This is a genomic window from Novosphingobium cyanobacteriorum (assembly GCF_029436685.1).
Taxonomy (GTDB): domain Bacteria; phylum Pseudomonadota; class Alphaproteobacteria; order Sphingomonadales; family Sphingomonadaceae; genus Novosphingobium; species Novosphingobium cyanobacteriorum.
This window is the reverse complement of sequence record NZ_JAROCY010000004.1, coordinates 74,036-88,212: the sequence shown is the minus strand read 5'-3', so window position 1 is coordinate 88,212 and position 14,177 is coordinate 74,036. Positions and strand designations below refer to the sequence as shown.

Sequence of the window (14,177 nt, the reverse complement as noted above, 5' to 3'; positions counted from 1 at the left end):
CGCCTTGGGAGTGGCGATCCTATAATGGCCCGAGTCCGCACGACCACCATTTCCACCTCTCGGTGAAAAGCGACAAATCGTTCTATGACCTCGTGACTGACTGGCACTTGCCCGAGTAATCGAACGCTCACTTGGGCTGCGGCACAACCTCCACCTTCCAGTTGCGGTCGGCGCGCAGGTATCGCTGGGCCAGGGCCTGCATCGCTTCGGGCGTGGTGGTGGATGAATCCGACAGGATCGAGCGGATCTCCTGGAACTTGCCCGGCTCCTGCGCCCCGCCTTCCAGCTGGTACATGTAGAAGCCGTTGCCCGTGCTGGCGCGGGTGATCAGCTGCTTCATCGGCTCGGTCACGCGCGCGATCTCGTCGGCCGTGGGCGGGTTGGCGGCAAGGTCTGCCGCGATCTTGTCTGCCGCGGCGAAGAAGGCGGGCAGGTCCTGCGGGCGCAGCTGCACGGTGGCGGCGATATAGCCGCCACTCGGCAGGTCGAGCGGCCAGGTGGAGCCGACCTGCGGGGCATAGCTCGCGCCGATCTTCTCGCGCATCTCGTCAAACAGGCGGATGTTGAAGATCTGGGCGAGCAGGTCCAGCTGGCGCGATTCGCGCAGCGCCGGGCCTTTTCGCCCGCCGCCGGTGGGCCAGGCGACCAGCGCCGCCGCCGTGGTGGCGTCGCCATGGTGGGTCAGCACCAGCGGCTCGGCATTGTGCGCCGGGATGTGCGGGGCAAAGCCGGTTTCCGGCAGGGCATCGCGCGCCGGCAACGCGCCAAAGGTCTTTTCCAGCGCGGCGATGGCCTTTTCGCGATCGAAATCGCCGAACAGGTCCACTTCCACCGGGCCCTGGCGCAGCAGCGGTTCCCACACCCGACGGAAGCCTTCGGGCGTGGCCTTCTGCAGTTCGGCCGGGTTGGGCGTGGCATAGCGCGGATCGCCGTCTTTCAGCAGCCACGGCAGGTCACGCTGCAGCACCGACATCGGGCTGGTGTTGCTGCTTTCATAGCCGAGCTGCGCCGCTGCGCGGGCGCGCAGCACGGGGTTGGCGTCCCAGCGCGGCTGCGCCAGCTTGGCGGCGAAGAGATAGAGCTGGTCTTCAAGGTCCGCCGGGCGCGTATCGGCGGCCATGCGGAACACGGTATCGTCGATGTCGAAATCGAGGCTCAGCTTGCGGCCCGTGGCCAGCCGATCGAGATCGTCGCGCGAAAGGCTGCCGATGCCGGCGTCCATCAGCGCGGTTTCCGCCAGCGGGCCATAGACCGCATCCCTGGGATCGATCACCGCATAACCACCGCCAAAGCGCACGCGCACGATGATCCGGCCCGGTTCGGCATTGTTGGCCCACAGCAGCGCCTTCACGCCGTTCGACAGTTCGATACGTTCGATGCCGAGCAGGCCGGCGGCCTCGGCGGTCTTGAGCGTGCCCGGCTGGCCCACCGGGGGCAGATCCGCGAACTTCAGCGTGTTGGCCGCCACGCGGCTGCCCGATGCGGCATCCACCGGCGCGGTCAGCGCGGCGCGCAAGTCCTCCTCAGTGCCATCGCCCGCCTTGGGCGTGATCAGGACCGGGCGGATCACCGTGCCCTTGAACAGGGCCTGCGTGTGCTGGAACACCGCCTGCGGGGTGAACAGCGGGATCGATTTCCTGAAGATGCCATAGACCGTATCGGGATTGGCCACCGTCTCGCGGATGTCCACGGCGTCGGTCAGGTCGTCGGCCACCTTCGATCCGGCCAGCGTTTCCTGCGTTTCCACCGGAACCTTGAACGCCACGTCGAACTCGGCAACCTCGCGCGCGATTTCCTCCTCGCTGGGCGGGGTGGCGAGCGCATCGGCGATAACCGCGCGCACGTCCTTCACCGCGCTGCGCCAGTCGTCGGCCAGCGGGGTGATCGTCACCAGCGTGGCGTCGGCGCTGCGGCTGATGCGCTGCTGCTCCACCGAGGCGGCGAGGAAGCTGGCGTTGCCGCGCGCGCGGGTTTCCAGACGGCGGTTGATCAGCGCCAGCCCCAGCCGGTCGATCATCAGCCCCTGGTTATAGGCGATGGTGTCGTTCACCTTCTTCCACGGGCGCAGGATGGCGTAGTTGACCACGCGCGGCAGGTCGGGCTCCACCAGCACTTTGGCCTCGCCCACCGGGTTCCTGGGGTCGGTGCCCGGCGGGGCGACGGGCGCGCCGAAATCGGGCTGCGCCGGCTTCTTGCCTGCGACCTTCCAGTCGCCGAACCACTGGCGGATCTTGCCGATCAGTACCTGCGGGTCGGCATCGCCCGCCACCACGATCACGGTATTGTCGGGGCGATACCACTTGTCATGGAAAGCCTTGACGCTTTCCGATGTGGCGGCGTTGAGCGTATCGACCGTGCCGATCGGCGAACGGCTGGCGAGCGGCTGCCCGGCGAAGAACAGCGAGCGAGTCTCGTCCATGACGCGGGCGCGCGGGCCGATGCGTTCGCGCATTTCGGCGAGCACGATCGGCACCTCGGTCTTCACCCCCTGCGGCGTGAAGATGGGGGCGGTGATCATGCCGGAGAGCAGCTTGAACGTCTCGTCGAGCTTGGGCGCGGTGGCGTCCGGCAGGTCGAGCTTGTAGACGGTCTGCGTCGCGCTCGTCTCGGCATTGGTGTCGCTGCCGAAAGTGGCGCCCAGGCGCTGCCAGGTGGGGATCGCCTCACCGGATTTCAGGTACTTGCTGTCGCGGAACGAGAGGTGCTCGATCAGGTGGGCATAGCCGCGCTGGGCGTCGGTCTCGTACATCGAGCCGGCATCGACCAGCACGCGGATGGAGACCTGTTCAGGCGGCACGCCGTTGTGGCGCACGGCATAGCGCACGCCGTTGGGCAGGGTGCCGAACACCCAAGCGGGATCGCGCGGCACGTCTGACCCGACATAGAGCCAGGGCGTGCCGCCTGCCGCAGCCTTGGCGGGCGGGGCCGCGACGGCAGCCTGTTGCAGCGGAATGGTCCCCGCCAGCAGGATGGAAAGGACAAGTCCGAAACGCCGCACGGGCCGATTGGGGGATCGCATGATCACCCTATAGAAGGGCATGAAATGAAGGACCAGTGAATAGGCCCTTCACTTCCGCAATTCCGGCGCGCGCCGTTACTGTTGCGGCGCGCCGCCCTGCTGCGCCTGCGAGCGCATGGCCGCCACTTCCGCCTCGGTCTTGGAATCAAGCAGTTCGACCTGGAAGACCAGATCGGCGTTCGCGGGGATGCCGTCACCCGCCCCCTTCGCGCCATAGCCGAGTGCGGCGGGGATGCAGAGCCGGTAGATCGATCCGCGCGGCATCATGCCCAGCCCTTCGGAAAAGCCGGGGATCACCGAATCCGACTGGAACGGCGTGGTCATGTTCTGGTCGAACACCTGGCCGTTGGCGGCAAGGTAGCCGATGTAGTTCACCAGCACGAAATCGCCCTTGGCCGCCTTGGGGCCGGTGGCGTCCTTCAGCACGGTGTAGCCGAGGCCCGATGCGGTCTGGGCGTTGCAGGTGCGCTTGTCCGCGCCCACCATCGGCTGCAGCGGCAGCGCGATCACCGCGCCGGCGGCCGGAGCCGGAGCCGGGGCCGGGGCCTGCGCCAGGGCGGAATTTGAGACGAGCGCGGTGGCCAGCGCGGCGGCGATTCGCAAGGTTTGGGTCATGCCTTGCGCATAGTCGCCCGCCTTGCGCTCCGCCAGAGCGGAAACCTGCAACAAATCCGCCATTTTCCTTGCGCGCCGCCCCTTGACCATGGCCCTGCCGGGCCTACATGCGGAAGCATGTTCATAGAAACCGAAACCACCCCGAACCCCGCCACGCTGAAGTTCCTTCCGGGCGAGCAGGTGATGGCCAGCGGCACGCGCGAATTCACCAGCCATGAAGAGGCGGAAGCCTCGCCGCTGGCGCAGGCGCTGTTCGATCTGGGCGATGTCACCGGGGTGCTGTTCGGCCGCGATTTCGTGTCCGTTACCATCGCGCCGGGTGCGCAATGGTCCGATGCCAAGCCACAGGTGCTTGCGGTGCTGCTCGATCATTTCGTCAGCCAGGCACCGCTGTTTGCGCAAGGCTCGGCCGACTTTGCTGTCCCGGCTGACGATGATGCCGATCTGGGCGATGATCCGGCCGATGCCGATGTCGTGGCGCAGATCAAGGAACTGATCGAAACGCGCGTGCGCCCGGCGGTGGCCAACGACGGCGGCGACATCATCTATCGCGGGTTCCGCGAAGGCGTGGTCTATCTGCGCATGCAGGGCGCCTGTTCCGGTTGCCCGTCTTCCACCGCAACGCTGAAGAACGGGATCGAATCGCTGCTGAAGCACTACGTGCCCGAAGTCAGCGAAGTCCGCGCGGCCTGAGCCGGAGCGGCGTGTTGCCGGTTTCTGGGCGCACCCTGGTGATCGACAGCGCCACCGAGGCCTGCTCGGTCGCCCTGTTCGAAGATGGTGCACTGCTTGCCGGCGAATGCCTGATGCTCGGCCGCGGCCATGCCGAACGGCTGGTGCCGATGATCGAGGCGCTGCCAGACAAGGGCCGCGCCGATCGCATCGTGGTCGATAGCGGCCCCGGCAGCTTCACCGGCATACGCGTCGGCCTTGCCGCGGCGCGCGCGCTGTCGCTGGCGTGGGGCGTGCCGGTCTCCGGCTTCTCCAGCCTCGCGCTGGTCGCCGCCATGGCTCTGGAACAGCACCCCGGCCAGCCGGTGGACGTGGTGATGACCGGCGGGCATGGCGAATGGTTCCTGCAGCCGTTCGACGCGACAGGGGCTCCGCTTGCCCCCCTCGCCTCGCTCCCCCCCGATGCGGCGATGGCGGCATCGACGGCCCCGGTGATCGCCGGAAGCCAGGCCGATGCGCTGGCTGCAGCCCGCACCGGCGCTGTCGCCGTGCCCCTCTGGCCCGATGCCCGGACGTTCGCCCTGCTTCGCGACGGTGCGATCGCGCCCGATCCCGTGCCCGCCTATGGCCGCGCACCCGATGCGCGGCTCCCCTCCGTTCCCGTGGCCTGACGGGCAAGACGTTCGATGATCGCACCGCACGACGATATCGACCGGATCATGGATGTCATGGTGCAGGCGTTCCCGCCCGAATACGGCGAGGCCTGGAACCGACGCCAGGTATCCGACCTGCTGCTGCTATCGGGAACCCGCTACGGACTTGTTGCACCAGGCGGCAGCATGGCCCCCGAAGCGCACGAAGAGACTGCCGGCTTTTTCCTGTCGCGCAGCGTGCTTGATGAAGAAGAACTTCTTCTCTTCGCCATAAGCCCGGCCTGGCGCCGCCGCGGACTTGGGCATGCACTTCTTTCCTGCTTCATTGATCAGGCGAAAGGCCGGGGGATCAATCGTATATTCCTGGAAATGCGGGCGGAAAATCCGGCCGGGCACCTATACGCCGCGCATGGCTTCGTACCCACGGGAATTCGGCCGCTCTACTACCGCACTCCTTCGGGAAAGCGGCTCGACGCGATCAGCCAGGAACTGCGACTGGATTGATTAAGTGCGGCTTTTCAGCACTTCATGAATTTTCGGTCATTTCGCCCAATAGCGGGTGCCACTATGGTTGTGTTGCAGAATTTATCTTGTATAACCCCGCCCGTAATCCCACAAATTTTCAGAACCACCGGGGTCGCGGATAATTCACCATAGAACGAGGGTCGATAGAGATGAGTGAAATCGAAAACGATATGCGTGAAACCCTTATCACGCTCACGTCCGATATCGTTGCCGCGCATGTCAGCAACAACAGCGTTGCGGTTGGCGATTTGGCCACGCTGATCACCAATGTGTATTCGGCGCTCGCCGGCCTGAACCAGCCCGAAGCCGTGGCTGAACCGGCTCCCGAACCGGCCGTTTCGGTCCGTTCTTCGGTGAAGAACGATCACATCGTCTGCCTGGAAGACGGCAAGAAGCTGAAGATGCTCAAGCGCCATCTTGCCACGCGCTACAACATGACGCCGGAACAGTATCGCGCGCGCTGGAACCTGCCCGCCGATTACCCGATGGTTGCCCCGGCCTATGCCGAAAAGCGCCGCGAACTGGCCAAGAAGATCGGCCTCGGCCGCAAGCCCGCGCCCAAGCGCGGCCGTGGCAAGACTGCTGCCTGACAGAATAAAACAACCGGCCCTCTCGGGGTCGCAACGGTTGAAGAATTGGCCCGCCGCTCTATGATCGGCGGGCCAATTCCGTTTCGCCGGTCCCATTCCGTCTCGCAGGTCCAACGTGCACCAACCCATCGATATCGAGGCTCTCTGCGCCGAACGCGGCCTGCGCATCACCGAACAGCGCCGGGTGATCGCCCGCGTCCTGTCGGAAAGCAACGACCACCCCGACGTGGAAAAGCTGCACGAGCGCGCGGCAGAGCGCGATCCGCGCATTTCCATCGCCACCGTCTACCGCACCGTGCGCCTGTTCGAGGAAGCCGGCATTCTCGACCGGCACGACTTTGGCGACGGGCGCGCCCGCTATGAAGCGACGCCCGAAGCGCATCACGATCACCTGATCGACGTTGAGACCGGCAAGGTCATCGAATTCGTCGATCCCGAACTGGAAGTGCTGCAACGCCAGATTGCCGAAAAGCTCGGCTATCGCCTCGTCGACCACCGCATGGAGCTCTACGGGGTCAAGCTTGACCGCGACAACTGATCCGGCGCGGATGGCGCCGGTTCCAGGTCCGCAGAGAGGGGAACCGATCTCCGGACTGGGGTACTGCCGCATCGCCTGGCGCCTGCTGGGCCTGGTGCTGGCGCTGATCATCTGCGTTCCGCTGCATTACATCTGGCGCACCGTGCATTACGGCTCGCCCATCCCCCGCCTGTTCCTGTGGATTGCCGCCCGCCTGTGCGGCGCGCGCGTTCGCGTGCATGGCACGCATCTGCGGCGTGACGTGTTCTTCATCGCCAACCACGTTTCATGGGTGGATATCCTGGCGCTCGCCGGGGCCAGCGGCACGGCGTTCGTCGCCAAGGCGGAGCTTGACCGCGCGCCCGTGGTCGGCTGGCTTTCCCGCCTGAACCGCACAGTCTTCGTCAGCCGCGAAGACCGCATGGGCGTGGCCGACCAGATCAACCGGCTGAAGGAAGCACTGGCCGACAACTGGTCCATCACCGTCTTCCCCGAAGGCACCACTACCGACAACAAGTCGCTGCTGCCGTTCAAGACATCGATGCTGCGCGTGCTGGAACCACCGCCACCGGGCGTGCTGGTGCAGCCGGTGGTGCTCGATTACGGGCCGGTGGGCGAATGGATCGGCTGGATCGGCACCGAATCCGGCGTGGACAACGCGCTGCGGGTGCTGGCGCGCAAGGGCTCGTTCCGCCTCAATGTCCACTTCCTCGAACCCTTCGACCCGCGCGACCACACCGGGCGCAAGGCCATCGCCGCAGAGGCGCGCGCCCGCATCCTCCCCGCATTGGAGTCCGCGCTCGGCCACCCGGTACGCCCCTTCGCCCACAGCGTGCCACAGGTGGGGTTCAGCGCGCCGAAGGAGCCGGAAACCGGGCCTGCCACCGCACAGGAGCAGGCAGCGCATGATCGGGCGGCGGGGTAAGTGCGTTCCCGCAGGTTGCTGCTGGCGATACTTGTCGCAGCGGGATTACTTGTCGCATTGGCTGCGTCCAATTCTCGCCGCCTGACGGTTGCAAGAAGCACGTTGGACGCACAGGACCTTCGGAAATGCTGGTCGAAGTTCAATACGGCCCTAACAGAGCATGTGGTGACGACCTCATTTCAGTGGGATTCTGGCAGCAAGGACCAACTCTTAAACGTGAACGGCAAGGTTACGTTTGCGGCGGCCTAACTTCGCCAGCGCGGATTCATGAGGTTCCGTTTGAATTTGGCAGCATTGTCGACTTCGACGTATAGCCGTACGCGCAAGATCAATAATGATACCGGCATTGCGCAATTTCCAGCTGCTGGTCTGATCCGCTGCCCGTCACGCGATAAACCAGCCTGTCCTCCAGCGTGATCCGGCGCGACCACCAGCCTTTCAGAGCGCCTTTCAATGGCTCAGGCTTGCCTGTGCCTTTGAAGGGCGTACGGCGGCATTCCTTGATCAGATCGTTCACGCGCTGCAAGATATTGGGCGCGTTGGCCTGCCAGTGGAGATAGTCCTCCCAGGCGGCGTCAGCGAAAACCAGCCTCACGGTTCGATCAGTTCGCGCGCCCCGCCCTTGCCGGCATCGAGCTGTCCGATCGCCCCGCGCAGCCGCGCCGCATTCGCCTCGCTCGACAGCAGGTGCATGGTCTCTTCGATGGCGTTCCAGTCAGCGAGCGAGACCATGACGACTGCCTCTCCCTTCTGCCGCGAAATCACCACCGGGGCGCGGTCGGTGACCACGCGGTCCATCACTTCCTTCAGATGCGCGCGCGTGTCGGTATAGGTCAGAACGTCCATGGGCTGTCTCCTGTGGCTAATATGTACAATAATCCGTACATATCAAGCCCGCCCTTCACCCCCCGCGATAAATCGCGTATGGGCCGCCGCTTATGTCGGCCACCACATCCCCCAGGACCTTTCGCGTCAAGAGCTTCGGCTGCCAGATGAACGTCTATGACGGCGAGCGCATGGGCGAGCTGTTGCAGGCGCAGGGCATGGCTGCGGCAGAGGAGGGGGCTGACGCGGACCTGGTGGTGCTGAACACCTGCCACATCCGTGAAAAGGCGACCGAAAAGGTCTATTCCGACATCGGCCGGCTGCGGCGCGATGATGGCACCACCCCGCTGATCGCCGTCGCCGGCTGCGTGGCGCAGGCCGAGGGCGAGGAGATCATGGCCCGTGCCCCTTCGGTGAAGGTCGTGGTCGGGCCGCAATCGTACCACCGCCTGCCCGACATGGTGGCCGAAGCCGCGCAGGGCCGCCGCGCCACCGAAACCGACATGCCGGCCGAGGCCAAGTTCGCCGCCCTGCCCCGCCGCCGCCGCTCCGGCCCCAGCGCGTTCCTGACCGTGCAGGAAGGCTGCGACAAGTTCTGCACCTATTGCGTGGTGCCCTATACCCGCGGCGCAGAGATCAGCCGGCCCTTTGCCGATCTGGTGGAAGAGGCGAAGCTGCTGGTCGAAGGCGGCGCGCGCGAGATCACCCTGCTGGGCCAGAACGTGAACGCCTGGGCCAGCGAGGATGCCAGGGGCCGCGCCATCGGCCTCGCCGGGCTGGCCGAGGAACTGGCCCGCATCCCCGATCTCGCCCGCATCCGCTACACCACCAGCCACCCGGCGGACATGGACGATGCGCTGATCGAGGCGCACGGCACGAACGCCAAGCTGATGCCGTTCCTCCACCTGCCGGTGCAATCGGGCAACGACCGCGTGCTGCGCGCGATGAACCGCAGCCATACGGCCGAAAGCTACCTCAAGCTGCTCGACCGCGTGCGCGCCGCGCGGCCCGACATCGCGCTCTCGGGCGATTTCATCGTCGGCTTCCCCGGCGAGACCGACGCCGAATTCGAGGACACGCTGCGCCTGGTCGATGCGGTCGGCTATGCCCAGGCGTTCAGCTTCAAGTATTCCGCCCGCCCCGGCACCCCCGCCGCCACCATGGACGGCCACGTGCCGGCCACCGTGATGGACGAGCGCCTGCAACGCCTGCAGGCCGCGCTGAACCGCGACCAGCTGGCCTTCAACAAGGCCAGCGAAGGCAAACGCTGCCCCGTCCTGGTCGAACGCCGCGGCAAGCACCCCGGCCAATGGCTGGGCAAGAGCCCCTGGCTGCAATCCGTCCACTTCATCGCCGACGTCCGGATCGGCGATCTGGTGGAAGTCGACCTGCTGGAAGCGGGACCGAATTCGATCGCGGGCCGGCCCCTGTCCTGATCCGGGCCAATATGGCCCAATAAAAGTCGCGCAATTGCAACCCCGTGTGCCAAGTTGCCAAGCGCACATGGGGACCTTGCGATGATCTACTACAACAACATTCTGGGCACCAACGCGGGCGAAACGCTCAACGGTACCGATTATTCCGATCAGTTGCTTGGCCTCGGGGGCAACGATTTCCTTTACGGCGGGCTGGGCGACGATCTGCTCGATGGCGGCCCCGGACGCGACCGGCTCTTTGGCGGAGACGGAAACGACATTCTGCGCAGCATGGGCGACGGCGATGCGGTCGGCGAGATATACGACGGCGGCGCCGGGTTCGACACCTTCTACATCCGCTATGATTCTCCCGGAGCGATCCGCAACATAGATCTGGCTGCGGGCCGGTTCTACGACGGCTCGGCCACCGTGCTGGGCACCGTCTCGGGCATCGAACTTGTCGCCTTCCATGACTACGCCGGCACCGTGACCGTCAACGGGTCCTCCGGAAACGACACGATGGCGGTGCTCGCCGCGGGCTTTTCGATCACCGCCGGCGCCGGCGACGATGTGATCAGCGTAACCAGCGGTACGGCAACCATCGACGGCGGCACGGGCAGGGATACGTTGGCCCTGTTCTGGATGGGTGACCCCGATCCCAACAATTTCACGGGCTACTCCGTTTCCCTGGCGAGAGTCGGCATCGCGCAGAAGGTTGCCAAGGATTACACCGGCCGCCTCGCCACCCTGACTCTCAGCGGTATCGAGAACCTGCTCGGTTCCATCAGAAATGACCGGCTGGTCGGCGATTCCGCCGACAATGTCCTGACTGGCCATCTCGGGGATGATATCCTGATCGGCGGAGCGGGCAACGACAGGCTGTTCGGGGGCGAAGGGCCCGTTTCCCCAATCGACACATGGGAAGGCGGAGTCGTTCAAACTTACGACAACAACGCCATCGACAAAGACGTGCTGGAAGGCGGCACCGGCAACGACCAGATCGACGGCGGCAAGGGCTTCGACATCGCCACCTACGAGCATGCCAGGACAGCCGTGACCGTCGATCTGGCAACCGGCACGGCCACCGGGGGAGATGGCAGCGACACGCTGACCGGCATCGAAGGGGTGATCGGCAGTGTCGGAAACGACACGCTGAAGGGAAATGCGGAAGCCAACTGGTTCGACGGCGGCCTCGGCGCCGACACGATGACCGGTGGCAAGGGCGACGACACCTACGTGATCGACAGCCTGGCGGACACGATTGTCGAACTGGCCGACGGCGGCAGCGACACGGTTGCCGCGGCCTTCAGCCTGACCGTGTCGGGGGAGATCGAGAACGCGACTTTGCTCGGCACGGCGAACCTCGATGCGACCGGCAATGACCGCGCCAACGTATTGACCGGCAACGCCGGCATCAACCATCTGGCCGGTGGGGCAGGCGATGATACCTATGTCGTCCAAAATTCCGATGACATCGTGGATGAGGCGAGTGCCAACGGCGGGCATGACACCGTACGCAGTTCGGTTTCGTGGACACTGGGCGCCAATCTGGAAGACCTCGTCCTGTTCGGGACGGCCCAGGCAAGCGCTACCGGCAACGCGCTCGACAACGTGATCGTGGGCAACGAGGCGGACAATATCATCGACGGCGGGCTCGGCGCCGACGTGATGTATGGCGGCTTGGGCAACGACCACTTCATCGTCGACAATATCGGTGACGTGGTCATCGATGCCGGGCCGACCGGCCCCGAAAGCCCAGGTTACGGTGACTGGGATACGGTATTCGCCAGCATTTCCTACACCCTCGGTGGCTCGATCGAGAAGCTCACCCTGACTGGCGATGCAGCCATCAATGGCACCGGGAACTGGAAGGCCAACACCATCGTCGGCAATGGCGCCGACAACGTTATCGATGGCGGCGGAGATGGCAGCAACAACGACATTCTCGCGGGCGGCGGCGGCAACGACACGCTGATTTCAAGAGGGTATTCCGACTGGCTTTACGGGGGCGAAGGCAACGACACCTACGTGATCAATCGCTGGGCATTCGGCGGCCATATACTCACCGATGAGACCGCCGACAGCGGGATCGATACGATTGTCAGTTATGGCAGCGGCACATTGGCGGAATTCATCGAGAACTTTGCAACCCAAGCCGGGCAGGCGGCGACCGCAGCACAAGGAAACGCCCTGAACAACCTGATGACGGGCGGCGACCTTGCCGATGGTCTTTTTGGTGGCGATGGAAATGACACGCTGCGCGGAGGCGGCGGGGATGACAGGCTATACGGCGGAGCCGGCAATGACGTGATGGAAGGTGGCGCTGGCAACGACACCTACCTGGTCGACGACATCGGCGATGTCGTGATCGAGAAAGCCAGTGGCGGAACGGACACGATAAGCACCAAGATCGACAACTACACGCTTGGCGACAACCTCGAGAACCTCACGCTGTATGACGGTCTGACCGGCACAGGCAACGCGCTGAACAACGTCATCACCGGCACCAACGGCAACGAAACGCTGGATGGTGGCGCGGGTGACGACACGCTTGCCGGCGGCAACGGCGACGACAGATACTATGTCGACACGCTGGCGGACAAAGTGGACGAACGCTTAACGACCGGCTTCGACACGATCTACGCCAGCCTGGACTATTCGCTGGCGAAGATCGCCAATGTCGAAGGGTTGGTCCTTACCGGCACCGCCCGGCGCGGATGGGGCAACAGCCTGGCGAACACGATCGTCGGCAACGAACTGAACAACATTCTGTATGGTGACCGGGGAGACGTGCTCCAGGGCGGGCTTGGCAACGACACCTTCCAACTCAAGTCGACAGACGTCGTCGTGAAGGAGAACGCCGGCGAAGGGAACGACCTGGTCGTGGTCGGCGGGTCCTATGGACTGACCGCGAACGTTGAACGCCTCACCCTGACCGGAACAGGGGATTTCAGCGGCGGCGGCAACGAGCTTGCCAACATCATTGTGGGCAATTCCGGCAACAACACGCTTTACGGTTTAGCGGGCAAGGACCGGCTGACAGGCAACGATGGGGCCGATACCCTGTTTGGCGGCGCCGATCGCGACAGCCTGTACGGCGGCAACGGCAACGACATCCTCGATGGCGGCGCAGGCGCCGACCAGATGAATGGCGGCTTGGGCGACGACACCTACTACGTCGAAAGCACCGGCGATGCGGTGGTCGAAAGCAATGGCGGCGGCATCGATCAGGTTTTCGCCGATGTTGATTACGTGCTTGCCGAATGGGTCGAGAACCTGACCGTCAGCGGCAGCTACCATGGCACGGGAAACGAGCTCGCCAACACAATCGTAGGCGGAGGCGGCAACAACATTCTGGACGGCCGCGGCGGTGCAGACCTCATGCAGGGGATGAACGGCGACGACACCTACTACGTCGATACCGCCGGCGATCAGGTCTTGGAAACAATCGGCGCTGGTCGCGACACGGTTATTGCCATGGCAAGCTATGCTCTTGGGGCGGGGCAGGAGATCGAGACATTGGAACTGACCGGCCTAAACGCGCTCAGTGGCACCGGGAATGAACTGGGTAACCACATCATCGGGAATGATGCCGCCAACCTGCTCAACGGCGCGGGCGGGGCGGACAGGCTTGATGGCAACGGGGGTGCCGACACCCTCATCGGTGGCGCAGGGAACGACGTACTCGACGGCGGCATCGGCGCAGACAGCATGGATGGTGGCCTTGGCGACGATGGCTACTACGTCGACAACACTGGCGACACAGTGAGCGAAGCAACTGGCGACGGTCTCGATCTGGTCGCCACAACCACCAGCATCACCCTCGGCGCAGGCATCGAAGGGGGCGTGGTGCGCAACGGCTTTGCCGCTTCGATCAAGGGCAATGCCGAGGCCAATGCGCTGGGTGGAAATTCGGGCAACGACACACTGGATGGCGGCGATGGCGACGATGTGATCTTTGGCGGCGGCGGACAGGATACGCTGCTCGGTGGTGCGGGGGCGGACGTGCTCGTTGGTGGCGGACAGTACGACCGGCTGACCGGCGGCACCGGGGCCGACACCTTTATCGTCATTACTGACGGGTCTGTATCCACGCCGACCCAGATTACCGACTTCGTTTCCGGCACCGATCGCATCGTGGTGCTGAACCCGTTTCTTTCCGGCCAACTTCTGCCGGCGGGCTTTGTCCAGGGCACTTCGGCCAGGGATGGAAATGACATCGCCATTTACGACAAGGGAAGCGGCCAGCTCTGGGCTGATATCGACGGCAATGGTGCCGGGGCAAAGGTGCTCGTCGCAACCTTCACCCCGGGCACATCGATCTCCGCATCCGATATCCAGTTGATCGAACAGTCCTCGCTCGATGCGCAGATTGGCGATGTGGCGGGGTGGCTCTACGGCACGCTGGATCTCTGATCGGA

At 64.7% G+C, this 14,177-nt stretch carries 12 protein-coding genes; 8 read left to right on the top strand and 4 right to left on the bottom strand.

The features are described 5' to 3' along the window. Positions 1-127 precede the first annotated feature (127 nt). The gene (locus POM99_RS05255; protein WP_277275810.1) at positions 128-3,040 is read right to left on the bottom strand and encodes a M16 family metallopeptidase; all 2,913 of its coding nucleotides are present in this window, start codon (positions 3,038-3,040) and stop codon (positions 128-130) included. A gap of 54 nt (positions 3,041-3,094) precedes the next feature. Next, complete coding sequence (locus tag POM99_RS05250) at positions 3,095-3,697, bottom strand: FKBP-type peptidyl-prolyl cis-trans isomerase (RefSeq protein WP_277275809.1); 603 nt, start codon at positions 3,695-3,697, stop codon at positions 3,095-3,097. Positions 3,698-3,751: 54 nt separating this feature from the next. Here POM99_RS05250 and POM99_RS05245 point away from each other — a divergent pair, with 54 nt between their 5' ends. The 6 genes from POM99_RS05245 (at position 3,752) to POM99_RS05220 (ending at position 7,516) form a co-directional block, all read left to right on the top strand. Continuing rightward, positions 3,752-4,327, top strand: a complete 576-nt coding sequence (locus POM99_RS05245; protein WP_277275808.1) for a NifU family protein — start codon at positions 3,752-3,754, stop codon at positions 4,325-4,327. A 38-nt stretch (positions 4,328-4,365) separates the two neighbouring features. After that, positions 4,366-4,977: a tRNA (adenosine(37)-N6)-threonylcarbamoyltransferase complex dimerization subunit type 1 TsaB gene (gene tsaB / locus POM99_RS05240; protein WP_277275807.1), complete on the top strand. Its 612-nt coding sequence runs from the start codon at positions 4,366-4,368 to the stop codon at positions 4,975-4,977. Positions 4,978-4,992: 15 nt separating this feature from the next. Next, positions 4,993-5,463, top strand: coding sequence for a GNAT family N-acetyltransferase (locus POM99_RS05235; protein ID WP_277275806.1), 471 nt, complete (start codon positions 4,993-4,995; stop codon positions 5,461-5,463). A gap of 170 nt (positions 5,464-5,633) precedes the next feature. Next, positions 5,634-6,074 (top strand): Ros/MucR family transcriptional regulator, encoded by a 441-nt coding sequence (locus POM99_RS05230; RefSeq protein WP_277275805.1) that lies wholly within the window; start codon positions 5,634-5,636, stop codon positions 6,072-6,074. Positions 6,075-6,189: 115 nt separating this feature from the next. Then, positions 6,190-6,612: a Fur family transcriptional regulator gene (locus tag POM99_RS05225; protein WP_277275804.1), complete on the top strand. Its 423-nt coding sequence runs from the start codon at positions 6,190-6,192 to the stop codon at positions 6,610-6,612. 10 nt (positions 6,613-6,622) lie between these two features. Continuing rightward, positions 6,623-7,516, top strand: a complete 894-nt coding sequence (locus POM99_RS05220; RefSeq protein ID WP_277275992.1) for a 1-acyl-sn-glycerol-3-phosphate acyltransferase — start codon at positions 6,623-6,625, stop codon at positions 7,514-7,516. A gap of 328 nt (positions 7,517-7,844) precedes the next feature. Here the strand turns inward: POM99_RS05220 and POM99_RS05215 are convergent, their stop codons facing one another. Both POM99_RS05215 and POM99_RS05210 read right to left on the bottom strand, forming a co-directional pair. Beyond that, complete coding sequence (locus POM99_RS05215; protein WP_277275803.1) at positions 7,845-8,111, bottom strand: Txe/YoeB family addiction module toxin; 267 nt, start codon at positions 8,109-8,111, stop codon at positions 7,845-7,847. Then, complete coding sequence (locus POM99_RS05210) at positions 8,108-8,362, bottom strand: type II toxin-antitoxin system Phd/YefM family antitoxin (RefSeq protein WP_277275802.1); 255 nt, start codon at positions 8,360-8,362, stop codon at positions 8,108-8,110. The genes POM99_RS05215 and POM99_RS05210 overlap by 4 nt, the downstream gene beginning before the upstream one ends. A gap of 92 nt (positions 8,363-8,454) precedes the next feature. Here POM99_RS05210 and miaB point away from each other — a divergent pair, with 92 nt between their 5' ends. Together miaB and POM99_RS05200 are read left to right on the top strand one after the other, a co-directional pair. Next, complete coding sequence (miaB, locus tag POM99_RS05205) at positions 8,455-9,777, top strand: tRNA (N6-isopentenyl adenosine(37)-C2)-methylthiotransferase MiaB (protein ID WP_277275801.1); 1,323 nt, start codon at positions 8,455-8,457, stop codon at positions 9,775-9,777. Positions 9,778-9,858: 81 nt separating this feature from the next. Then, on the top strand, positions 9,859-14,172 hold the full coding sequence (locus POM99_RS05200; protein WP_277275800.1) for a beta strand repeat-containing protein: 4,314 nt from the start codon (positions 9,859-9,861) through the stop codon (positions 14,170-14,172). Positions 14,173-14,177: the final 5 nt, after the last annotated feature.